The 21,218-nt window shown below is 69.8% G+C and carries 21 protein-coding genes; 16 read left to right on the forward strand and 5 right to left on the reverse strand.

The features are described from left to right. The first annotated feature begins 7 nt into the window (after nt 1-7). A complete protein-coding gene (locus tag JJ685_RS16025; RefSeq protein WP_201675261.1) occupies nt 8-1,519 on the forward strand; it encodes a tripartite tricarboxylate transporter permease in 1,512 nt (503 codons plus the stop codon). A 117-nt stretch (nt 1,520-1,636) separates the two neighbouring features. Here JJ685_RS16025 and JJ685_RS16030 read toward each other — a convergent pair whose 3' ends face one another. Continuing rightward, on the reverse strand, nt 1,637-2,851 hold the full coding sequence (locus tag JJ685_RS16030; RefSeq protein WP_201675262.1) for an MnmA/TRMU family protein: 1,215 nt from the start codon (nt 2,849-2,851) through the stop codon (nt 1,637-1,639). 174 nt (nt 2,852-3,025) lie between these two features. Further along, entirely contained in the window at nt 3,026-3,391 is a 366-nt protein-coding gene (locus JJ685_RS16035; protein WP_201675263.1) for a hypothetical protein, read from the reverse strand. A 454-nt stretch (nt 3,392-3,845) separates the two neighbouring features. Between JJ685_RS16035 and JJ685_RS16040 the strand changes: the two genes are divergently transcribed. From JJ685_RS16040 to JJ685_RS16055, 4 genes are all read left to right on the forward strand, one after another. Further along, the gene (locus tag JJ685_RS16040; protein ID WP_201675264.1) at nt 3,846-4,250 is read left to right on the forward strand and encodes a hypothetical protein; all 405 of its coding nucleotides are present in this window, start codon (nt 3,846-3,848) and stop codon (nt 4,248-4,250) included. 61 nt (nt 4,251-4,311) lie between these two features. Beyond that, complete coding sequence (locus JJ685_RS16045; protein WP_201675265.1) at nt 4,312-5,103, forward strand: class II aldolase/adducin family protein; 792 nt, start codon at nt 4,312-4,314, stop codon at nt 5,101-5,103. Between the two features lie 17 nt (nt 5,104-5,120). Beyond that, nucleotides 5,121-6,110: a Bug family tripartite tricarboxylate transporter substrate binding protein gene (locus JJ685_RS16050; protein ID WP_201675266.1), complete on the forward strand. Its 990-nt coding sequence runs from the start codon at nt 5,121-5,123 to the stop codon at nt 6,108-6,110. Further along, entirely contained in the window at nt 6,068-7,087 is a 1,020-nt protein-coding gene (locus JJ685_RS16055; protein ID WP_330901782.1) for a D-2-hydroxyacid dehydrogenase, read from the forward strand. The genes JJ685_RS16050 and JJ685_RS16055 overlap by 43 nt, the downstream gene beginning before the upstream one ends. 93 nt (nt 7,088-7,180) lie before the next feature. On the opposite strand, the gene JJ685_RS16060 is transcribed toward JJ685_RS16055, so the two are convergent. Further along, nucleotides 7,181-7,699, reverse strand: a complete 519-nt coding sequence (locus JJ685_RS16060; protein WP_201675267.1) for an NUDIX hydrolase — start codon at nt 7,697-7,699, stop codon at nt 7,181-7,183. A 60-nt stretch (nt 7,700-7,759) separates the two neighbouring features. Between JJ685_RS16060 and JJ685_RS16065 the strand changes: the two genes are divergently transcribed. The 4 genes from JJ685_RS16065 (at nt 7,760) to JJ685_RS16080 (ending at nt 10,008) form a co-directional block, all read left to right on the forward strand. Continuing rightward, nucleotides 7,760-8,524, forward strand: a complete 765-nt coding sequence (locus JJ685_RS16065) for a MotA/TolQ/ExbB proton channel family protein (protein ID WP_201675268.1) — start codon at nt 7,760-7,762, stop codon at nt 8,522-8,524. A gap of 88 nt (nt 8,525-8,612) precedes the next feature. After that, nucleotides 8,613-9,038 carry an ExbD/TolR family protein gene (locus JJ685_RS16070; protein WP_201675269.1) on the forward strand — a complete coding sequence of 142 codons (426 nt, stop codon included), beginning with the start codon at nt 8,613-8,615 and terminating at the stop codon, nt 9,036-9,038. Then, entirely contained in the window at nt 9,038-9,460 is a 423-nt protein-coding gene (locus JJ685_RS16075; RefSeq protein ID WP_201675270.1) for an ExbD/TolR family protein, read from the forward strand. Before JJ685_RS16070 ends, JJ685_RS16075 begins: the two co-directional genes overlap by 1 nt. Continuing rightward, complete coding sequence (locus JJ685_RS16080; protein ID WP_201675271.1) at nt 9,457-10,008, forward strand: diguanylate cyclase; 552 nt, start codon at nt 9,457-9,459, stop codon at nt 10,006-10,008. Before JJ685_RS16075 ends, JJ685_RS16080 begins: the two co-directional genes overlap by 4 nt. On the opposite strand, the gene JJ685_RS16085 is transcribed toward JJ685_RS16080, so the two are convergent. Both JJ685_RS16085 and JJ685_RS16090 read right to left on the reverse strand, forming a co-directional pair. Next, nucleotides 10,005-10,727 carry a hypothetical protein gene (locus tag JJ685_RS16085; RefSeq protein ID WP_201675272.1) on the reverse strand — a complete coding sequence of 241 codons (723 nt, stop codon included), beginning with the start codon at nt 10,725-10,727 and terminating at the stop codon, nt 10,005-10,007. The two genes, JJ685_RS16080 and JJ685_RS16085, sit on opposite strands and share 4 nt — an antisense overlap. 65 nt (nt 10,728-10,792) lie before the next feature. Beyond that, a complete protein-coding gene (locus JJ685_RS16090; RefSeq protein WP_201675273.1) occupies nt 10,793-11,911 on the reverse strand; it encodes a metallophosphoesterase in 1,119 nt (372 codons plus the stop codon). Nucleotides 11,912-12,042: 131 nt separating this feature from the next. Here JJ685_RS16090 and JJ685_RS16095 point away from each other — a divergent pair, with 131 nt between their 5' ends. From JJ685_RS16095 to JJ685_RS16125, 7 genes are all read left to right on the forward strand, one after another. Beyond that, nucleotides 12,043-13,704, forward strand: a complete 1,662-nt coding sequence (locus JJ685_RS16095; protein ID WP_201675274.1) for a Re/Si-specific NAD(P)(+) transhydrogenase subunit alpha — start codon at nt 12,043-12,045, stop codon at nt 13,702-13,704. Nucleotides 13,705-13,714: 10 nt separating this feature from the next. Next, the gene (pntB, locus tag JJ685_RS16100; protein ID WP_201675275.1) at nt 13,715-15,130 is read left to right on the forward strand and encodes a Re/Si-specific NAD(P)(+) transhydrogenase subunit beta; all 1,416 of its coding nucleotides are present in this window, start codon (nt 13,715-13,717) and stop codon (nt 15,128-15,130) included. Nucleotides 15,131-15,266: 136 nt separating this feature from the next. Next, a complete protein-coding gene (locus JJ685_RS16105; RefSeq protein ID WP_201675276.1) occupies nt 15,267-16,943 on the forward strand; it encodes a long-chain-fatty-acid--CoA ligase in 1,677 nt (558 codons plus the stop codon). A 159-nt stretch (nt 16,944-17,102) separates the two neighbouring features. Further along, entirely contained in the window at nt 17,103-18,116 is a 1,014-nt protein-coding gene (locus JJ685_RS16110; protein ID WP_201675277.1) for an ABC transporter permease subunit, read from the forward strand. A 1-nt stretch (nt 18,117) separates the two neighbouring features. Next, complete coding sequence (locus JJ685_RS16115; RefSeq protein WP_201675278.1) at nt 18,118-19,020, forward strand: ABC transporter permease subunit; 903 nt, start codon at nt 18,118-18,120, stop codon at nt 19,018-19,020. 157 nt (nt 19,021-19,177) lie between these two features. Next, on the forward strand, nt 19,178-20,200 hold the full coding sequence (locus JJ685_RS16120; RefSeq protein WP_201675279.1) for an ABC transporter ATP-binding protein: 1,023 nt from the start codon (nt 19,178-19,180) through the stop codon (nt 20,198-20,200). Next, nucleotides 20,197-21,216: a dipeptide ABC transporter ATP-binding protein gene (locus tag JJ685_RS16125; protein WP_201675280.1), complete on the forward strand. Its 1,020-nt coding sequence runs from the start codon at nt 20,197-20,199 to the stop codon at nt 21,214-21,216. The genes JJ685_RS16120 and JJ685_RS16125 overlap by 4 nt, the downstream gene beginning before the upstream one ends. Nucleotides 21,217-21,218: the final 2 nt, after the last annotated feature.

Here is a 21,218-nt window from a genome sequence, read left to right on the forward strand (position 1 = left end):
CTTCTCCATGGACCTGTTTTCCAACCTCGCGATCGGCTTCGGCGTCGCCTTCACGCCGATCAACCTGCTGTACGCCTTCATCGGCTGCCTGCTCGGCACGCTGATCGGCGTGCTCCCCGGCATCGGCCCCGTGGCGACAATCGCCATGCTGCTGCCGGCCACCTATGCGCTGCCGCCGGTGTCGGCCCTCATCATGCTGGCCGGCATCTACTACGGCGCGCAGTACGGCGGCTCCACCACGGCCATCCTGGTGAACCTGCCGGGCGAGTCGTCCTCGGTGGTGACAGTCATCGACGGCTACCAGATGGCCCGCCAGGGCCGCGCCGGCCCCGCGCTGGCGGCTGCAGGCCTCGGGTCGTTCTTCGCCGGCTGCGTCGGCACGCTGATCCTGGCCGCCTTCGCCGCCCCGCTGACGGAAGTCGCCTTCAAGTTCGGCCCGGCCGAATACTTCTCGCTGATGGTGCTGGGCCTGATCGGCGCCGTGGTGCTGGCCTCGGGCTCGCTGATCAAGGCGATCGGCATGATCGTGCTGGGGCTGCTGCTGGGGCTGGTGGGCACCGACGTGAACTCCGGCGTCGCGCGCTTCTCCTTCGACATCCCGGAACTGACCGACGGCATCGGCTTCATCACCATCGCCATGGGCGTGTTCGGCTACGGCGAGATCATCTCCAACCTGGGCAAGAGCGACGAGCACCGCGAGGTGTTCACGGCCAAGGTGCAGGGCCTGTTCCCGACGCTGGAGGACTTCAAGCGCATGCTGCCCGCGGTGCTGCGCGGCACCGCGCTGGGTTCGATGCTGGGCATCCTGCCCGGTGGCGGCGCGCTGCTGGCTTCCTTCGCCGCCTACACGGTGGAGAAGAAGACCAAGCTCAAGCCCGGTGAAGTGCCCTTCGGGCGCGGCAACATCCGCGGCGTGGCGGCCCCCGAGTCGGCCAACAACGCCGGCGCGCAGACCTCCTTCATCCCGCTGCTGACGCTGGGCATCCCGCCCAACGCGGTGATGGCGCTGATGGTGGGCGCCATGACCATCCACAACATCCAGCCGGGCCCGCAGGTGATGACCAGCAACCCGCAGCTGTTCTGGGGCCTGATCGCCTCGATGTGGATCGGCAACCTGATGCTGGTGATCCTGAACCTGCCGCTGATCGGCATGTGGATCAAGCTGCTGACGGTGCCCTATCGCTGGCTGTTCCCGTCCATCGTGCTGTTCTGCGCGATCGGGGTCTACTCCACCAACAACAACGTGTTCGACATCTGGCTGGTGGCGATCTTCGGCGTGGTCGGCTACCTGTTCATCAAGCTGGGATGCGAGCCGGCGCCGCTGCTGCTCGGATTCATCCTGGGGCCGATGATGGAAGAAAACCTGCGACGGGCGCTGCTGCTGTCGCGCGGCAACTGGAGCGTGCTGGTCACGCGCCCGCTTTCGGCGGGCCTGCTCGCGGCCGCCTTGCTCCTGGTCGTGATCGTCGCGCTGCCTTCGATCAAGGCGAAGCGCGAGGAAGCCTTCGTGGAGGACTGAGGGCGCCGACGTCCTCGGTGCGCGGGGCGGCGTTGCCGCCCTGCGTCGTTTCGGCGGGGCCCGCGACGCCGGCCTGCGCCTGCGGCAGCTCGCCGCTCGAAGGGGCCGGGGCTTGGCTCAGCCGCCGAGGGCCGGTTCGACGGCGGCGGCCACCGCAGCCGAGATCACCCCGCCGCCGAGGCACACCTCGCCGTCGTACAGCACGGCCGACTGCCCCGGGGTGACCGCCCATTGCGGCTCCTCGAACTCCAGCCGGAAGCCTCCTGCCGCGGAAGACAACGTGCAGGCCGCATCGGCCTGCCGGTAGCGCGTCTTGGCGCCGTAGGCGCCGGGGGCCGGCGGCTCGCCGGCGGTCCAGCTCACGTCGTCGGCGTCCAGCGCCTGGGAGAGCAGCCAGGGATGGTCGTGGCCCTGCACGACCCACAGCGTGTTCTTCGCGACGTCCTTGCGCGCCACGAACCAGGGCGCATGCTCGCCGCCGCCGCGCTGGGCGCCCTTTTCCTTGATGCCGCCGATGCCCAGTCCCTGGCGCTGGCCGAGGGTGTAGAAGGACAGGCCCACGTGCCTGCCGATCACGCGCCCCTTCGGGTCCTTGATCGGGCCGGGCTCCTTCTGGATGTAGCGGTTCAGGAATTCGCGGAAGGGGCGTTCGCCGATGAAGCAGATCCCGGTCGAGTCCTTCTTCTTCGCGTTGGGCAGGCCGATCTCGGCGGCGAGGCGCCGCACCTCGGTCTTGCGCAGCTCGCCCACCGGGAACAGCGTCCTGGCCAGCTGCGCCTGGTCCAGGCGGTGCAGGAAATAGCTCTGGTCCTTGCTGTCGTCCAGGCCCTTGAGCAGTTCGAAACGGCCCGCACGCTCGCGCACCCGGGCGCTGCCGCACGCGGTCGCGTGCGGCTCCTGATCCGGCCCACCGGGCTCGCCAGGGTTCGCCGGGCACCAGCGGACCCTGGCGTAATGCCCGGTGGCGATCTTCTCCGCGCCCAGGCGCATGGCGTGGTCGAGGAAGGCCTTGAACTTGATCTCGGCGTTGCACAGCACGTCCGGGTTGGGCGTGCGGCCGGCCTGGTACTCGCGCAGGAATTCGGCGAACACCCGGTCCTTGTATTCGGCGGCGAAGTTGACGTGCTCGATCTCGATGCCGATCACGTCGGCGACGGCGGCGGCGTCGACGAAGTCCTCGTTGGAGGAGCAGTACTCGCTGTCGTCGTCGTCTTCCCAGTTCTTCATGAAGATGGCGACCACGTCGTAACCCTGCTGCTTGAGCAGCCAGGCACTGACGGCGGAGTCCACGCCCCCGCTGAGACCGACGACGACACGTGGCTTGCGAACCATGTGTGCGATTATCCCAGCCGGCCCAAACCCCATGCTCCAACGGCCCACTCGCGCGACGCTGCCGCGGCAGCGCATGTCGCCCCAGGCGCTGGCCGCCACGGGGGCGCTGCATGTCGCGCTGGCCTGGATGCTGCTGCAGTACGCCCCGGTGCAGCAGGCGGTGCGCTACGTGGTCTACCAGGCCGTCCGGCCGACACCGCCTCCGCCGGCGGCTCCTGCCCCCCGCAGCAATGCCATCACCCGGCCGGCGCCGCCCGGGGTGCAGGGGGAGCCGCCGGCCCTGTTCAGCCTGCGGCCGGAGTCCAGCCTGCCGCTGCAGGCGACCGCCACGCTGCCGCAGCCGGGCGAGTCGCGCCAGCGCCGCAGCCGCCGCGAATCGCCCGATGCGCCCGCGGTCGAGGCAGCGCCGGCGCCGCGGCTGCGGGCCGAGCCGGAGCCGACGCGGCCGGAACGTCCGGAGCCGCCGCCGGTTGCGGTGCCGCCGCCGGCGGTGCCGGTTCCGGCGCCCGCGCCGCCGCCGGAGCTGGTACCGGCGCCCATTCCCGTGCCGGAGACTCCTCCGGCGCCGGCGCCCGTTCCGGAGCCGCCACCGGCACCGGCGCCTGTTCCCACGCCAGCCCCGGTTCCTGCTCCTGCTCCCGTACCGGTTCCTGCTCCGGCGCCAGCACCGGCACCGGCACCAGCACCCGTTCCTGCGCCGGCACCGGCACCCGCGCCTGCGCCAGTCCCCGCTCCTGCACCTGTCGCTCCCCCGACCCCAGCGCCAGCGCCTGCCCCGGCCCCGGCCCCGGCCCCGGCCCCGGCCCCGGCCCCGGCCCCGGCCCCGGCCCCGACCCCGACCCCGACCCCGACCCCGACCCCGGCGCCCGCCCCCGTCGAAGTCCCCGCGCCAGCTCCGGTCCCGGCACCGGCACCCCCGGTCGCCGCGCCCGTCGCACCAGCTCCGGCGCCGGCGCCGGCGCCTGCCGCCCCACCGGCACACGTGCCCCCCCGCGTGCAAGGCCCTCCCATCGACGCCCCTGTCGCCCCAGGCGCGCCGCAAGCCGGATCCGCCACGCCCGTCCCGGCCCCGGCCCCGGCGCCCGGCTGGGGCACCCCCGGCGTCGCGCCGCCGGCGGTTGCGCGTCCGCCGGCGCTGCCGCCGGCACCCGTCATCCTGCCGCCCTCGCCGCTGCCGTCCCTGCAGGGCCCTTACCGGCCGCCGCAGCGGCGCAGCCTGGCCGACATGGCCAACGAGCAGCTGCGCCGCGGCCAGCCCCGGGACGGCCTGGCCGAGGGCATGGGGGAGGCCGCGCGGCAGGACTGCCTGCGCGGCGACGGCCGGCCGGGCACGGTCAACGGCCTGCTGAACGCGCCGGCGGTGATCGGCCAGGCGCTGTCGGGGACCTGTCCGAAGTAACCCCGATGCCGCTGCCGCCGGCGGCCCTTACGCTGCCGGCGTCCTCGCGAAGGAGAAAGCAGTGCAGAAGAAGCCGGGCGTCCTGGAGATTCCTTCCCTGCAGGGGCGCTGCTCCGAAGCCGAGTGGCAGGCCCGCGTCGACCTCGCGGCCTGCTACCGCCTCGTCGAGCTGTACGGGATGGCCGACATGATGGCCAACCACATTTCCGCCCGCGTGCCGGACCAGGAAGGCGCCTTCCTGATCAACCCCTACGGGATGATGTACGAGGAGATCACCGCGTCCTGCCTGCTCAAGGTCGACCTGGACGGCAACGTCCTGTCCTCGCCCGATTTCGGTCCGCTGAACTACGGCGTCAACAAGGCCGGGTACGTGATCCACAGCGCCGTGCACCGCGCGCGTCCCGAAGTGGGCTGCGTGATCCACACGCACAGCTGGGCGTCGATGGCGGTGTCGGCGCTCGAGTGCGGGTTGCTGCCGATCACGCAGACGGCGATGCGCTTCCTCAAGGTCGGCTACCACGACTACCAGGGCGTGGTGCTGGACACGGCCGAACAGCAATCGCTGCTGCGCGACCTGGGCACGGGCGAGGCCCTGGTCCTGCGCAACCACGGCGTGCTGGTGGTGGGCCGCACCTGCGGCGAGGCCTTCAACTGGACCCACCGGCTGGAGCTGTCCTGCCGCTCGCAGATCGCCGCCATGTCCTGCAACACCCCGCTGCGCGCGGTGCCGCAGGAGGTGCTGGAAGAGACCTGGAACAACTACCAGCCTGGCACCCGCCGCCCGTACGGCGTGATGGAGTGGCCGGCGCTGCTGCGCAAGCTGGATCGCATGGCCCCGGGCTACCGCGACTGAACTTCAGGGAGATCCGCATGTACACGCTTCGTTCCGCCCTGCGGCGCAGCCTGCTGCTCGCCCTCGCCCTCGCGCTCGCGCTCGCGCCCGCGGGCCTCGCCTTCGCACAGGCCGGCGACTATCCGAACAAGCCGGTGCGCGTGCTGGTGGCCTTCACCGCCGGCGGCACCACCGACATCCTGGCGCGCGCGGTGAGCCAGAAGCTGAGCGAGCGCTTCAGGCAGCCCTTCGTGATCGACAACAAGCCGGGCGCCGGCGGCAACCTCGGCACCGAGCTGGCGGCGCGCTCGGCACCGGACGGCTACACGCTGATCGTCAACTCGGTGGGGCCGATGGCGGTCAACCCCACGCTCTACACCAGGCTGAACGTCAACCCGCTGACCGAGCTGGTGCCGGTGGTGCAGATCGCCGAGGTGCCCAACGTGCTGGTGGTGCATCCCTCGCTGCCGGTGCAGACGATCGAGGAGTTCGTCGCGTACGCGAAGGCGAATCCGGGCAAGCTCAATTACGGCTCCACCGGCATCGGCACCTCCTCGCACCTCTCCGGCTACATGCTGGCCCAGCGCACCGGCGCCGAGACCACGCACATTCCCTACAAGGGCGCGGAGGCGCTGAAGGACCTGCTGGCCGGCCGCGTGCAGTTCATGTTCGCGACCATCCCCTCGGTGATCCAGCACATCCAGGCCGGCAAGCTGCGCGCGCTGGCGGTCAGCAGCGCCAACCGCTCGCGCTCGCTGCCCGACACGCCCACCGTGGCCGAGCGCGGCTTCCCCGGCTTCGAGGCCGGCTCCTGGTTCGGCTTCTTCGCGCCCCGGGGCACGCCGCCGGCCGTGATCGCGGAGTTGAACAAGGCGGTCAACGAGGCGCTGCCCGCGCTGCAGGACCAGATGATCCGCGAAGGCGCCGACCCGGTCGGCGGCACGCCTTCGCAGTTCGGCCTCTTCGTGCAGAAGGAGTACGAGAAGTGGAAGGGGATCGTGCGGGAGTCGAGGGCCACCGCGGAGTGAGCGCGCCGCTGCGCATCCTGCTTTCGCGCGCGGCCGGCGAGCGGCTCGCGGGCGGAATCGCCGCGGTGCTCGGCGAGCGGGCGTACGTGCGGGTGGGGCCCGAAGCCGGGGTCGATGCGGACGTGGCCTTCGTCAGTCGCGACGTCACCGGCCTGTCCACCAAGTTCGAGCTGCAGCCGGCCACCCGCGCGTTCTACGACGCGCTCGAGGCCGCACCTTCGCTGCGCTGGCTGCAGATCCATTCGGCCGGGGTGGACCGGCCGGTGTACCAGCGGCTGCGCGCGCGCGGCGTGCAGGTGAGCACGGCATCGGGCGCGAATGCACTCGTGGTGGCGCACAGCGCGCTGGCGGGCGTGCTGGCGCTGGCGCGCGAACTGCCGCGGCTGTGGGACGCGCAGCGCGCCGGCACGTGGGCGCCCCTCATCGCCTCCGGGCTGCCGCGCGACCTCGACGGCCAGCACGCGGTGCTGGTGGGCTGGGGCCCGGTCGCGCAGGAGATCGCGCGCCTGCTGCGGGCCTTCGGCCTGCGCGTGACCGTGGTGCGGCAGCAGGACCGGCCGGCGGGCGAGGATTTCGCCACTATTCCCTGCACGCGCCTGCGCGAAGTGCTGCCGCAGGCCGACTGGCTCGTGCTGGCCTGCCCACTCACGGACACGACCCGAGGCTTCGTCGACGCGCAGGCGCTGGCGCTGCTGCCGGCGCGCGCGCGGCTCGTGAACGTGGCGCGCGGCGAACTCGTCGACGAACCGGCGCTGGTGGACGCCCTGCGCTCGGGCCGGCTAGGCGGCGCCTTCCTCGACGTGTTCGCGCACGAGCCGCTGGCCGCGGATTCGCCGCTGTGGAAGCTGGCCAACGTGATCGCCACGCCGCACAGCGCCGGCGCTTCCGACGGCAACGCCGCGCGCGTCGAGCGCCTGTTCCTGGACAACCTGCGGCGCTGGTGCGCGGGCGAAACCCCGCACCACCTGGCTGCCTGAACGCGCAGAAGGAGGGCAGGGGATCTGGAAGGACATCGCGCGGCGGGCGCGGATCAAGGCGAATTGGCGCACCCCCGCATCCTGGCGGAGGGCCTAGTCGGATTCCTCGACCGCCTGAGTCTCGTCCTGGCTCTCCGGCCCGTAGATGCTCGGGTCGCAATACACCGCGCTGAGCGGAAGCCGCACCCCCTGCAGGTAGTCGTCGAGGCAGCGCAGCACCAGCGGGCTGCGGTGCCGGTCCGCCGTCGCCCGCAGCTCGTCGGCCGTCATCCACAGCGTGCGCACGATGCCGTGGTCCAGCGCCCGGCCGGCCACGTGCTCGCCCAGCTCGCCCGTGAAGGCGAACCGCAGGTAGGTGATGTCCTCGCCCGTGGTGGAACGCTGGAAGCGCGAGATGTACACCCCCAGCAGCGCGGTCGGGCGGAAGCGCCAGGCCGTCTCTTCCAGGGCTTCGCGGGCGCAGCCCTCCGCGGGCGTCTCGCCCGGATCGAGGTGGCCGGCCGGGTTGTTGATCTTCAGGCCTTCGGAAGTCTCTTCCTCGATCATCAGGAAGCGGCCGTCCTTTTCGATCACCGCAGCCACGGTCACGCTGGGTCGCCAACGATTGCTCATTGGCCGATTATTGATTGGTTGAGACAGAATTGGGCGACCAAGGCTCCGGGTCCCTCCTCCATGCCCCCTCGCGTCGTCGCGTCGTTCTCCCTCGTCCTGGCTCCCCTCGCGTCGCTGGCGCAGGGCACGCTGCCGCCCATCCAGGCCGCGGCGGTGCCGCCCGTGGCCAATCCCTACGGTTTGGCGGCGCTGTGGGCCCAAGGCGACATCGTCTCCCGGGCGACGCTCGTCATCCTGGCGATCATGTCGCTGGCGAGCTGGTACGTGCTGCTCTCCAAACTGCTGGCCCAGCGCCGCCTCGGCGGCCAGGGCCGCGCGGCCAACGACAGCTTCTGGAAGGCCGACTCGGTGCAGCAGGGCGCCGCCGCCCTCCAGTCGGGCAGCCCCTACCGTTTCATCGCGGAGTCGGCGCTGGAAGCCACCCGCAAGCACGAAGGCCTGATCGGCAAGGTCGATCTCAACACCTGGGTCGCGCAGAGCATCGAGCGCGCGGTCGCGGCCGTGCACAGCCGCACCCAGGAAGGCCTGGCGGTGCTGGCCACCGTGGGCTCCACCGCGCCTTTCGTGGGCCTTTTCGGCACCGTCTGGGGCATCTACAACGCGCTGGTGCGCATCGGCGCCTCGGGCACGGCCTCCATCGACAAGGTGGCCGGCCCGGTGGGGGAGGCGCTGATCATGACGGCCCTCGGCCTCGCCGTCGCCGTGCCCGCGGTGCTGGGCTACAACTGGCTCGTCCGCCGCAACAAGGTGGCGATGGACACGGTGCGCGCCTTCGGCTCCGACCTTCACACGGTCCTGCTGGCCACCGGCGGCAAGGGAGGCTGACCATGTCGACCCCCACGCGCCTCACTGCGTGCAGTCGCTGCCCCCCGAGGAGGCTCGAGCCTCCCAGGGGCGGCTCGTCGGAGGCTTGATGGCCATCCGCTACCGCGACCCGGCCGAAGGCGAGGACCCGCTGATTGCCCAGATCAACACCACGCCGCTGGTGGACGTGATGCTGGTGCTGCTGATCATCTTCCTCATCACGATCCCGGTCGTGAACAGCTCGATCGCCGTCTCGCTGCCGCGCGAGCAGAACCGGCAGGTCGACGCCCAGCAGGAGAACGTCATCATCACGATCGACGCGCAGGGCGCGACCTACTGGTTCGACACGCCGCTGCCGGATCGGCTCGCGCTGGTCGAACTGCTGCGGAAGACCGCCGCGATGCAGCCGCAGCCCGAGGTGCACATCCGCAGCGACGCGCGCGCCGACTACGCGCCGGTCGGCCGCGTGGTGCTGGCCGCGCAGCAGGCGGGCGTCGCGCGCATCGGCTTCCTCACCGAACCCACGGGGCGCTGATGCACATCCGCGCCGGCAGCGAGCCCGATCCCGAGCCGATGGTGGACATCAACACCACGCCGCTGGTGGATGTCCTGCTGGTGCTGCTGGTGATGCTGATCATTACCATCCCGGTGCGGCTGAATGCCGTGGCGATGGAACTGCCGGGGCGCGATGCGCCGGTGCCGGCCGAGCCGCCCGCGATCGTGCAGCTGGAAGTCGACGCCGCCGGCCGCTTCGTCTGGAACGACGAGCCGCTGGCCGACCGCGGCGCGCTGGAGGCGCGGCTGCGCGAGGCCGCCGCGGCGCCGAACCCGCCCGAGATCCACCTGCGGCCGCATCCGCGCGCGAAGTACGATGCCGTTGCGGCCGCTCTCACCAGCGCGCAGCGGCTCGGGCTGGTGAAGATCGGCCTCGTCGGCACGGAGCAGTACGCGGAATGAACACGCAGGAAGTCGCCAGCCTGGTGCTGATGTACGGGGTGGTGCCGCTGTGGATCGCGGCGGGACTGGCGGACTGGGCCTGCCATCGCCGCACGCGCATCGAGCGCACCAGCGGTCTCGGCGAGAACGCCTTGCACTGGGTCCTGCTGGCCGAGGGCGGCGTGGCGCTCTTCGCCGCGGTCCTGCTGGAGCCCGATGCCGGCGTGCTGCTGATCGTCTTCGCCGCCTTCCTGGCGCACGAGCTGACCACCTACATGGAACTGCGCTACACCGCGCGGCGGCGCCAGATCCGTCCCTTCGAGCAGATGGTCCACAGCTACATGGAACTGCTGCCCCTGGTGCTGCTGGCGCTGCTGGCCATGATGAACTGGGACCAGGTGATGGCCCTGTTCGCGCAGGACACGCCGGACCTCGACATGCGCCTGAAGGACGTGCCCTGGCCGCGCGACTACCTGCTGGGCGCCGGCATCGCCGTGCTGCTGCTGAACGTGGTGCCGCTGGTGGAGGAGACCTGGCGCTGCCTGCGCGAGCGCCGGCCCTACGCCTAGGGTTCGTACTCCGGCGCGCCCTGCACCCACATGAAGGACTGCAGGTCGATCATGTCGCGCGCCTTGAAGCCCGGCTTGCGGTCCAGGTCGCGGCGCAGCACCGCGGCGAAGGTCAGCAGGTCCTGGTAGCGCGACCAGGCCGGCTGCGTGTCGTAGTCCAGGGCGTAGCCGTAGAGGTGTGCCGCCTTGCGGGTCGCGCGCGGCTTGAAGAACAGGTGCCGGTCGGGGCGCGCGATGAAGCCGAACACGGTCGCCACCGGCCAGGTGAGGAGCCGGCTCTTGCGTTGCGGCAGGTCGCGCAGCGCCTCCAGCCAGTCGTTGAAGCGCCGTTGCGGCGAGCCGTGCCCGTAAAGCCAGGCGTAGAGCTCGGTGGCGAACAGGCGCGCGCCGGCCGGACTCTTCACCGCATCGCGCAAGGCCATGCGCTCGAACGAGAACAGCAGGTTGGCGCGCGACTCGATTCGCACCGCGGCGTCGGCGACGGCGCGGAACTCGCCGCGTGCCAGCAGCTTGCGGAACGAGGCCGGGCCGAGCTCGGCCTCCCACTCCAGGTGGGCGCGCTCCTTGTGCGAGCGCTCGGCCACGAGATAGGTCTCGTCCTCGAATCCATCGGGATAGAACAGTTCGAACTTGCGTCGGCAGAGGGCGGCGCCGAGGTAGATGACGTTGGATGCGCCGGCGCCGGAGAGGGGAAACGGGAGGAAAGCCGTACGTGCCATGCGGCCAGTGTTCGGTAGGGTTCAAGCTCAGCTATGTCAGACAAAGCCTCGCTGGCCTGTAGGACCTAGACGGACGGCACCAGAAGCAGCTCGGCAATTTCAGATGGTGCACCGATCCGCTTGGGCGGACCCCAGTAGCCGGTCCCACGGCTGACGTAGATCCACAAGCGGTCGAGCTGGTGCAGGCCCGCGGTATAGGGCTGCTGCAGCGGCACGAGGAAGGTCCAGGGCAGGAACTGGCCGCCGTGCGTGTGCCCCGAGAGCTGCAGGTCGAAGCCCGCGGCCGCGGCGGCGGGCGCGGTGCGCGGCTGGTGGGCCAGCAGCACGCGCGGGGCCCCCGCGGGGGCGCCTTGCACGGCCTGGGCCGGGTCGCTGCGGTGCTGCGCGTCGAAGTGGTGGCCGCCGTAATCGGGCACGCCGGCCAGCACGAGGTCGGCGCCGTCGTGGTGCAGCACCACGTGCTCGTTGTGCAGCACGCGCACGCCGAGCCGCTGCAGCTCGCGCATCCAGCCGTGCACGCCCGAGTAGTACTCGTGGTTGCCGGTGACGAAGAAGCTGCCATGGCGCGACTTCAGCTGCGCGAGCGGCGCCACGTGGCTGGCGAGTTCCTGCACGGAGCCGTCCACCAGGTCGCCGGTGATGGCGACCAGGTCCGGCCGCAGGGCGTTCACGCGCGCGACGATGGCCTCGAGGTAGTCGCGCTTGATCGTGGGCCCGACGTGGATGTCGCTGATCTGCACGATGCGGAAGCCATCCAGCGGCGCGGCCAGGCCGGCGATCGGGACGGGCACCCGCACCACGCGCGCCGTGCGCCGCGCGTTGATGAGGCCAATCAGCGACAGTGCCAGCGCCAGCAGCGGCACGGCGGCGGCCGTGTTCTCTTCCCATTGCGGCTGGTCAAGGTTCGTCACAGCCAGCGCGAGCAGCATCAGGTCTCGCATGACAGTCAGGACCAGCAGTGAGGAGAAGAGTCCCATGCACAGCATGCCGGCCCACGCAAGGCGGTCGGCAGCGGGCGGGCGCAGCACCCGCCGTGCGAGCAGCGAAAGGGGGACCAGCAGCGCCGAGGCGACCAGGAGGGCCACGAAGGCCGCGCCTGCGGGCCAGGGCAGCTGCGGCGTGACGCGCGCCGCGATGTACAGGTGCAGCGTCGCGGAGAGTGCGAGGACGGTGAGCAGCGACATGCCGGGATCCGACTCGCGTGAGTTTGCCCCCTGCTTCGATGGGGGGGAGCTCATCAAGCTTTCATGTAAGCTCGCGGAAAGGCTATCCCCAGCCCGCGAGATCAACCAGGCTCCAACCAGGAGAAACGTCCATGCAGATTGCCGTCCCTGCCGAGAGCGCGGCGGGTGATACCCGTGTTGCCGCTCCCCCCGAAACCATCAAGAAGGCATCTCTGATCGGAGTGCCGAAGGAAACCGCGCCCGGCGAGAAGCGCGTCGCGACCGTCCCCGAGGTCGTGGAGAAGCTCGTGAAGCTGGGCTTCTCGGTCGCCGTCGAAAGCAGCGCCGGCGACGCCTCCAACTTCAGCGACGAAACCTACCGCGCCGCCGGCGCCGAGGTCGTGCCGACCGCCGCCGAACTCTGGGCCCGGTCGGACATCGTGTTCAAGGTGCGCGCCCCGAGCCCGGACGAAGTCGCGCTGATGCGCGAGGGCGGCTCCCTGATCGGCTTCATCTGGCCGGCGCAGAATCCCGAGCTGATGCAGCAGCTGGCCGGCAAGAAGGCCACGGTGCTCGCCATCGACTCGCTGCCGCGCCAGCTGTCGCGCGCGCAGAAGATGGATGCGCTGACCTCCATGGCCGGCGTCAGCGGCTACCGCGCGGTCATCGAGGCGGCCAACGCCTTCGGCCGCTTCTTCAACGGCCAGGTGACGGCCGCGGGCAAGATCCCGCCGGCCAAGGTCTTCATCGCCGGCGCCGGCGTCGCCGGCCTCGCCGCGATCGGCACCGCCGCCAACCTGGGCGCCATCGTGCGCGCCAACGACACGCGCGCCGAGGTCGCCGACCAGGTCGTGTCGCTGGGCGGCGAATTCGTCAAGGTCGATTACGAGGAAGAAGGCTCCGGCGGCGGCGGCTACGCCAAGGTCATGAGCGAAGGCTTCCAGAAGGCCCAGCGCGAGATGTACGCGAAGCAGGCCCGTGAAGTGGACATCATCATCACGACCGCCCTGATCCCGGGCAAGCCCGCGCCGAAGCTCATCACCGCGGACATGGTCAAGAGCATGAAGCCGGGCAGCGTGATCGTCGACATGGCGGCCGAGCAGGGCGGCAACTGCGAACTGACCGAGCCCGGCCAGGCCGTGGTGAAGCACGGCGTCACCATCGTCGGCTACACCGACCTGGCGAGCCGCCTGGCCAAGCAGTCCTCGACGCTGTACTCGAACAACCTGCTGCGCCTGACCGAGGAGCTGTGCAAGACCAAGGACGGCGTGATCGACGTCAACATGGACGACGACGCCATCCGCGGCCTCACCGTGATCAAGGAGGGCGGCATCACCTGGCCGCCGCCGCCGCCGAAGATCCCGGCCGCGGCGCCGCAGCAGGCCAAGCCCGCGGTCGCGGCGCCTGCGTCCAAGGGGCACGGCCACGGTTCCAGCGAGCCGATGTCGGCCAAGTCGCTGGCGACGGTGTTCGGCGTCGGCGCGGTGCTGTTCCTGCTCGTCGGCCTGTACGCGCCGGCCAGCTTCCTGGCGCACTTCACCGTGTTCGTGCTGGCCTGCTTCGTGGGCTACATGGTGGTCTGGAACGTGACGCCGTCGCTGCACACGCCGCTCATGAGCGTGACCAACGCCATCTCCTCGATCATCGCCATCGGCGCGCTGATCCAGGTGGCGCCGCCGCTCACCGACGGGGGCGCCAACCGGGCGAACCTGCTGATCCTCGGCATGGCCGTCGTCGCGCTGACGCTCACGGCCATCAACATGTTCGGCGGCTTCGCGGTCACGCGGCGCATGCTGGCGATGTTCCGCAAGTAAGGGGACGGAAATGAACGCAAGCCTCTCCACCGTTTCCTACATCGGCTCCACCATCCTGTTCATCCTGAGCCTGGGCGGCCTCTCGAATCCCGAGACCGCGCGCCGCGGCAACGTGTTCGGCATGATCGGCATGGCCGTGGCCGTGGTGGCCACCGTGTTCGGCCCGCGCGTCACGGCCGGCGGCTACGCCTGGATCGTCGCGGCCCTCGTCGTCGGCGGCAGCATCGGTCTCTTCGCCGCGAAGAAGGTGCAGATGACGCAGATGCCGGAACTGGTTGCGCTGATGCACAGCCTGGTCGGCCTGGCCGCCTGCCTGGTGGGCTTCGCCAGCTACGTCGACACGTCGACCGTGTTCGCGACGCCGGCCGAGAAGTCGATCCACGAAATGGAGATCTACGTCGGCATCCTGATCGGCGCCGTCACCTTCTCCGGCTCCATCATCGCCTTCGGCAAGCTGTCCGGGAAGATCGGCGGCAAGCCCGTCCTGCTGCCCGGCCGCCACTGGCTCAACCTGCTCGGCCTGCTGATCGTGATCTGGTTCGGTCGCGTGTTCCTGCACGCCGAAACCATCGGCGCCGGCATGACGCCCCTGATCGTGATGACCGCGATCGCGCTGCTGTTCGGCGTGCACATGGTGATGGCCATCGGCGGCGCCGACATGCCGGTGGTGGTCTCCATGCTGAACAGCTACTCGGGCTGGGCCGCGGCCGCGACCGGCTTCATGCTGAGCAACGACCTGCTGATCGTGGTGGGCGCGCTGGTCGGCTCCTCGGGCGCGATCCTCTCGTACATCATGTGCCGCGCGATGAACCGCAACTTCATCAGCGTGATCGCCGGCGGCTTCGGCACCGGCGGCGGCGCGCCCGCGGCGGCTGGCGCCGGCGCCCAACCGGCCGGCGAGGTCTCGCCGATCGCCGCCGTGGAAACCGCGGAACTGCTGCGCGAATCGAAGAACGTCATCATCGTGCCCGGCTACGGGATGGCGGTGGCGCAGGCCCAGCACACGGTCTTCGAGATCACCAAGCTGCTGCGCGAGAAGGGCGTCAACGTGCGCTTCGGCATCCACCCGGTGGCGGGCCGCATGCCCGGCCACATGAACGTGCTGCTGGCCGAAGCCAAGGTGCCCTACGACATCGTGATGGAGATGGACGAGATCAACGAGGACTTCCCGCAGACGGACGTCGCCATGGTGATCGGCGCCAACGACATCGTGAACCCGGCCGCGCAGGACGATCCGACGAGCCCCATCGCCGGCATGCCGGTGCTGGAAGTCTGGAAGGCGAAGACCTCCATCGTCATGAAGCGCAGCATGGCTTCCGGCTACGCGGGGGTCGACAATCCGCTGTTCTACAAGGACAACAACCGCATGTTGTTCGGCGACGCCAAGAAGATGCTGGACGAGGTGCTCGGTGCGCTGAAGGCCTGAGGTCGGGGTTCGCACGGCGGACCCTGAGACAATGACGGAAACCAGTGACCCGGCGACGGGTGGCGGATGACGGGGCGACCCGTCATTTGTCCATTTGCCGCCGGTCATTGCAGAAAGAAGAAAGTTGGAGACTCGCATGAACGACCGCCCCTGGCTGGCTGCCTATCCGCAAGGCGTGCCCGCCGACATCGATCCTTCGCAGTACCACTCGCTGGTCCAGCTGATGGAGGAGAGCTTCGTCAAGTTCGCCGCCCGCACGGCCTATGTGTTCATGGGCAAGGAAGTGAGCTTCGGCGAGACCGACTCCTACAGCCGCGCGCTGGCCGCGTACCTGCAGGGCCTGGGCCTGGCCAAGGGCGACCGGGTGGCGATCATGATGCCCAACGTGCCGCAGTATCCGGTGGCGGTCGCGGCCATCCTGCGCGCCGGCTGCGTGGTGGTGAACGTCAACCCGCTGTACACGCCGCGCGAACTGGAGCACCAGCTGAAGGACAGCGGCGCCAAGGCGATCGTCATCATCGAGAACTTCGCCAACACGCTGCAGCAGTGCATCGCGGCGACGCCGGTGAAGCACGTGGTGCTGGCGAGCATGGGCGACATGCTGGGCTTCGCCAAGGGCGCGCTGGTCAACTACGTGGTGCGCAAGGTCAAGAAGATGGTGCCGGCGTACAACCTGCCGGGCGCCGTGCGCTACAAGGATGCCATCGCCCAGGGCAGCCGCAGCACCGTGCGCAAGCCTGAGATCAAGCCGGACGACGTCGCCGTGCTGCAGTACACCGGCGGCACCACCGGCGTGTCCAAGGGCGCGGTGCTGCTGCACCGGAACGTGATCGCCAACGTGCTGCAGTCGGAGGCCTGGAACCAGCCCATGATGGGCAAGGTGCCGGCCGGCGAGCAGCCCACCGGCGTGTGCGCCCTGCCGCTGTACCACATCTTCGCCTTCACGGTCGGCATGATGCTGTCGCTGCGCACCGGCGCGAAGCTGATCCTGATCCCGAATCCCCGGGACCTGCCGGCCGTGCTGAACGAGCTGTCCAGGTACAAGTTCCACACCTTCCCGGCGGTCAACACGCTGTTCGGCGGGCTGGCCCGCCACCCCGACTTCGGCAAGGTGGACTGGTCCAACCTGAAGGTCTCGGTGGGCGGCGGCATGGCGGTGCAGGGCGCCGTGGCGAAGCTGTGGCTGGAGAAGACCGGCTGCCCGGTGTGCGAGGGCTACGGCCTGTCCGAGACCTCGCCTTCGGCCAGCTGCAACCCCGTGACCAGCAAGGAATTCACCGGCACCATCGGCGTGCCCCTTTCCTCGACGTGGATGAAGTGCATCGACGACGAGGGCCGGGAGGTGCCGCAGGGCCAGCCGGGCGAGATCGCGATCAAGGGCCCGCAGGTGATGGCGGGCTACTGGCAGCGCCCCGACGAGACCGCCAAGGTCATGACGGCCGATGGCTGGTTCAAGACCGGCGACATCGGCACCATGGACGAGCGCGGCTACTTCAAGATCGTCGACCGCAAGAAGGACATGGTGCTGGTGTCCGGCTTCAACGTGTACCCGAACGAGGTGGAGGACGTGGTCGCGATGCTGCCGGGCGTGGCCGAATGCGCCGTGGTGGGCGTGCCGGACGACAAGACCGGCGAGGCGGTCAAGCTGGTGATCGTGAAGAAGGATGCATCGCTCACCGAGGACCGGGTGCGCGAGTACTGCCGCGCGAACCTGACCGGCTACAAGCAGCCGCGGGTGATCGAGTTCCGCACCGACCTGCCGAAGACGCCGGTGGGCAAGATCCTGCGGCGGGAGCTGCGGGACAAGAAGTAGGAAACAGCCAGAACGCAAAAGCCGCAAAGGGGACGCGAAAGCCGCGAAAGGACAGGTGGGGAAGCCCTTCCTGGAGTGCTCTTTCTATTTGCGGTTTTTGCGTCGCCTTCGCGGCTTTTGCGTTAAGAAGTTTCCAGACATTGCGCGACAATCGCGCCCATGTTCCGTTTCATCCTGACCCGCCTGTCGCTGGTCATCCCGACCTTCTTCGGGATGACGCTGCTGGCGTTCTTCCTGATCCGGCTGGTTCCCGGCGATCCCATCGAGACCATGGCCGGCGAGCGCGGCATCGACCCCGCGCGCCATGCCAAGCTGGTGCAGGAATACGGCTTCGACAAGCCGGTCCTGGTGCAGTACGGCATCTACATCTCGCGCGTGATGAACGGGGACCTGGGCAAGTCCGTCATCACCCAGGAGCCGGTGATCCGCGAGTTCCTCGCGCTGTTCCCCGCGACCATCGAGCTCGCGGTCTGCGCGATCCTGTTCGCGCTGCTGCTCGGGATCCCGGCGGGCATCGTCGCGGCGGTCCGGCGCAATTCGGTGTTCGACCACGGCGTGATGGCCACCTCGCTGACCGGCTACTCGATGCCGATCTTCTGGTGGGGGCTGCTGCTGATCCTGCTGTTCTCGGTGCAGCTCGGATGGACGCCGGTGTCCGGCCGGCTGGCGGTGCAGTACTACATCGAGCCGAAGACCGGCTTCCTGCTGATCGACTCGCTGCTGTCCGACGAGAAGGGCGCCTTCCTCTCCGCGCTGAAGCACCTCGTGCTGCCGGCGATCGTGCTGGGTACCAATCCGCTGGCGGTGATCGCGCGCATGACGCGCTCGGCCATGCTGGAGGTGCTGGGCGAGGATTACATCCGCACCGCGCGGGCCAAGGGCCTGCCGCCGCTGCGCGTGATCGGCGTGCACGCGCTGCGCAACGCGCTGATCCCCGTGGTCACCGTGATCGGGCTGCAGGTCGGCGTGCTGTTCACCGGCGCCATCCTCACCGAGACCATCTTCTCCTGGCCGGGCGTCGGCAAGTGGCTGATCGAGGCGATCAACCGGCGCGACTACCCGGTGCTGCAGGGCGGCATGCTGCTGCTCGGCGTGATGGTGATGACCGTGAACCTGCTGGTCGACGTGGCCTACGGCCTGATCAATCCGCGCATCCGCCAGGGAGGCCACTGAAATGAGCGCCGTGCTTCCCCCCGCCGCGACCGTGCCCGCCGCCCCGCCGGGGCCGCTGCGCGAGTTCTGGATCTCGTTCTCCGCCAACAAGGGCGCCGTCGGCGGCATGGCGGTGGTCGCCTTCCTGCTGCTGCTGGCGCTGTTCGCGCCCTGGATCGCGCCGCACGCGCCCGACGTCACCAACAGCGCGGCCTTCCTCAAGCCGCCGGCGTGGCAGGAGGGCGGCTCGGTGCAGTACCTGCTGGGCACCGACGCGATCGGCCGCGACATCCTCTCGCGCCTGATCTGGGGCTCGCGCCTGTCGCTGTCGATCGGCCTCGCGGTGGTGGCGATCGCGATGGCGGTGGGCATCGCGCTGGGCCTCGTCGCAGGCTTCGCGCGGGGGATCACCGAGATCACCATCATGCGCTTCATGGACATCCTGCTGACGCTGCCCAGCCTGCTGCTGGCCATCGTCATCGTGGCGATACTGGGGCCGGGGCTGGTCAACGCGATGCTGGCGGTGGCGGTGGTGGTGCTGCCGCACTACGTGCGCATCACGCGTGCCGCGGTGATCGCCGAGACTTCGCGGGACTACGTGACGGCCGCGCGCGTCAGCGGCGCCGGCACGCTGCGGCTGATGTTCAGCGAGGTGCTGCCCAACTGCGCGGCGCCGCTGATCGTGCAAGCCTCGCTGGGCGTCTCGACCGCCATCCTCGACGCCGCGGCACTGGGCTTCCTGGGCCTGGGCGCGCAGCCGCCCTCGCCCGAATGGGGAACGATGCTGGCCGATGCGCGCGAATTCGTGCTGCGCGCCTGGTGGGTCGTGACCTTTCCCGGCCTGATGATCCTGGTCGCCGTGCTCGCCTTCAACCTGATGGGCGATGGCCTGCGCGATGCGCTGGATCCGAAGTTGAAGCGTTGAACGAAGTCAAAACCCAACAGCCGAACGCAGAGGGCGCAAAGGATTCGCAGAAGACGCAGAAGGAATGCAATGAAATGAATGAAATCCTTCCCTGGTTTTCTTCTGCGTCCTCTGCGCAATCTCTGCGCCCTCTGCGTTCGGTATCTGGTTTTTAACCATGCCCCTTTTAGAAATCGAAGACCTCCACGTCGAATTCCCCACCCAGGGCAGCGTGATGCACGCCGTGGAGGGCGTGAGCCTCACGCTGGAACAGGGCGAGGTGCTGGGCATCGTCGGCGAGTCCGGCTCCGGCAAGAGCGTGACCATGATGGCCCTCATGGGCCTGATCGCCTGGCCCGGGCGCGTGCGCGCGAAGACGCTGCGCTTCGCCGGCAACGACCTGCTGGGCATCTCCCACAAGGAGCGCCGGCGCCTCGTGGGCAAGGACATGGCCATGATCTTCCAGGAGCCCACGACCAGCCTGAACCCCTGCTTCACCATCGGCTACCAGCTGGTGGAGGCCCTGCTGCAGCATTCGCCGCTGGACAAGAAGGGCGCCCACCGCCAGGCCATCGAGCTGCTGGAACAGGTGGGCATCCCGGCCGCGGCCTCGCGCATGAACGACTACCCGCACCAGCTCTCCGGCGGCATGAACCAGCGGGTGATGATCGCGATGGCGATCTCCTGCAACCCGCGCCTGCTGATCGCCGACGAGCCGACCACCGCGCTGGACGTGACGATCCAGGCCCAGATCCTCGACCTGCTGCGCAACCTGCAGAAGGACCGCGGCATGGCCCTGGTGCTGATCACGCACAACATGGGCGTGGTCAGCGAGATGGCGCAGCGCGTGGCCGTGATGTACGCCGGCCAGGTGATGGAGCAGCAGCGCGTGGACAAGCTGTTCGCCGAGCCGCAGCACCCCTACACCGAAGCCCTGCTGGCCGCGCTGCCGGAGCAGGGCGAAGTGGGCCACCGGCTCGCCACCATTCCCGGCGTGGTGCCCGGCGTGTTCGACCGCCCGGGCGGCTGCCTGTTCGCGCCGCGCTGCGCCTATGCCACCGCGCATTCGCAGGCCGCGCGGCCCGAGCTGCGCGCCTGGCAGGGCGGGCAGGTGCGCTGCCACTATCCGCTGGGGGATTCCGAGCGGGGCGTGAAGATGGAACGCGACAAGCCGGTGCGCGTGCAGCAGGAGGTGGCATGAGCAGGGTCGTCGTCGAAGCGAAGGACCTGCGCAAGGTCTACCCGATCCGCCGCGGCATGTTCCGCGAGCCGGCGCAGCTGCAGGCGGTCGGCGGCGTGTCCTTCACGCTGGAAGAGGGGCGCACGCTCGCGGTGGTGGGCGAGTCGGGCTGCGGCAAGTCCACGCTGGCGCGCATGGTGTCGCTGATCGAGAAGCCCACGCACGGCTCGCTGGTGCTGGACGGCACCGACGCGGTGAACCCGCCCGCCAGCGAAACCAGGCGCCTGCGGCAGGCGGTGCAGCTGGTGTTCCAGAACCCCTACGGCTCGCTCAATCCGCGCAAGAAGATCAGCGCGGTGCTGGAGGCGCCGCTGGCGATCAACACGGACCTGAAGGCCGCCGAGCGCGCCGAGCGGGCCCGCGCGATGCTCGCGCAGGTGGGCCTGCGGCCCGAGTACGCCAACCGCTACCCGCACATGTTCTCCGGCGGCCAGCGCCAGCGCATCGCGATCGCCCGCGCGCTGATGCCCGGGCCGAAGCTGGTGGTGGCGGACGAGCCGGTGTCGGCGCTCGACGTGTCGATCCAGGCCCAGGTCCTGAACCTTCTCGCGGACCTGCAGCAGGAACTCAAGCTGGCTTACCTGTTCATCTCGCACGACCTCGCCGTCGTGCGTCACATCGCGCACGACGTGCTGGTGATGTACCTCGGTCACGTGATGGAGCAGGGCCCGCGGCAGAAGATCTTCGGCCGCCCGCTGCACCCGTACACGCACGCGTTGCTGGCCTCCACGCCGGGCATCGGCGGGCGCAGCCGCAAGCGCATCGTGCTGCAGGGCGAACTGCCCTCGCCGCTGCATCCGCCGGCGGGCTGCGTGTTCTCGAGCCGCTGCCCGTACGCGCAGGAGGTCTGCCACGCGCAGCGCCCGCTGCCGCGGCCGGTGGACGAGCGCCTCGTAGCCTGTCACTTTGCGGACGACTTCCTGGTCAAGGGTTTCCCCGAGGAGCAGGAGGCCCGAAACACGGCCGTGCCCGCCTGAGA

Source organism: Ramlibacter monticola, from assembly GCF_016722785.1.
Taxonomy (GTDB): domain Bacteria; phylum Pseudomonadota; class Gammaproteobacteria; order Burkholderiales; family Burkholderiaceae_C; genus Ramlibacter; species Ramlibacter monticola.

Excerpts from the sequence above, each read along its gene's own strand:
- JJ685_RS16125 (WP_201675280.1), top strand. The coding sequence starts at position 20,197 with ATGAGCAGGGTCGTCGTCGAAGCGAAGGACCTGCGCAAGGTCTACCCG.
- JJ685_RS16065 (WP_201675268.1), top strand. The coding sequence starts at position 7,760 with ATGCCCCCTCGCGTCGTCGCGTCGTTCTCCCTCGTCCTGGCTCCCCTC.
- JJ685_RS16075 (WP_201675270.1), top strand. The coding sequence starts at position 9,038 with ATGCACATCCGCGCCGGCAGCGAGCCCGATCCCGAGCCGATGGTGGAC.
- JJ685_RS16115 (WP_201675278.1), top strand. The coding sequence starts at position 18,118 with ATGAGCGCCGTGCTTCCCCCCGCCGCGACCGTGCCCGCCGCCCCGCCG.
- JJ685_RS16110 (WP_201675277.1), top strand. The coding sequence starts at position 17,103 with ATGTTCCGTTTCATCCTGACCCGCCTGTCGCTGGTCATCCCGACCTTC.
- JJ685_RS16105 (WP_201675276.1), top strand. The coding sequence starts at position 15,267 with ATGAACGACCGCCCCTGGCTGGCTGCCTATCCGCAAGGCGTGCCCGCC.
- JJ685_RS16060 (WP_201675267.1), bottom strand. The coding sequence starts at position 7,699 with ATGAGCAATCGTTGGCGACCCAGCGTGACCGTGGCTGCGGTGATCGAA.
- JJ685_RS16080 (WP_201675271.1), top strand. The coding sequence starts at position 9,457 with ATGAACACGCAGGAAGTCGCCAGCCTGGTGCTGATGTACGGGGTGGTG.
- JJ685_RS16090 (WP_201675273.1), bottom strand. The coding sequence starts at position 11,911 with ATGTCGCTGCTCACCGTCCTCGCACTCTCCGCGACGCTGCACCTGTAC.
- JJ685_RS16070 (WP_201675269.1), top strand. The coding sequence starts at position 8,613 with ATGGCCATCCGCTACCGCGACCCGGCCGAAGGCGAGGACCCGCTGATT.
- JJ685_RS16025 (WP_201675261.1), top strand. The coding sequence starts at position 8 with ATGGACCTGTTTTCCAACCTCGCGATCGGCTTCGGCGTCGCCTTCACG.
- JJ685_RS16120 (WP_201675279.1), top strand. The coding sequence starts at position 19,178 with ATGCCCCTTTTAGAAATCGAAGACCTCCACGTCGAATTCCCCACCCAG.
- JJ685_RS16095 (WP_201675274.1), top strand. The coding sequence starts at position 12,043 with ATGCAGATTGCCGTCCCTGCCGAGAGCGCGGCGGGTGATACCCGTGTT.
- pntB (WP_201675275.1), top strand. The coding sequence starts at position 13,715 with ATGAACGCAAGCCTCTCCACCGTTTCCTACATCGGCTCCACCATCCTG.
- JJ685_RS16085 (WP_201675272.1), bottom strand. The coding sequence starts at position 10,727 with ATGGCACGTACGGCTTTCCTCCCGTTTCCCCTCTCCGGCGCCGGCGCA.
- JJ685_RS16030 (WP_201675262.1), bottom strand. The coding sequence starts at position 2,851 with ATGGTTCGCAAGCCACGTGTCGTCGTCGGTCTCAGCGGGGGCGTGGAC.
- JJ685_RS16035 (WP_201675263.1), bottom strand. The coding sequence starts at position 3,391 with ATGGGCGCCGGTACCAGCTCCGGCGGCGGCGCGGGCGCCGGAACCGGC.
- JJ685_RS16050 (WP_201675266.1), top strand. The coding sequence starts at position 5,121 with ATGTACACGCTTCGTTCCGCCCTGCGGCGCAGCCTGCTGCTCGCCCTC.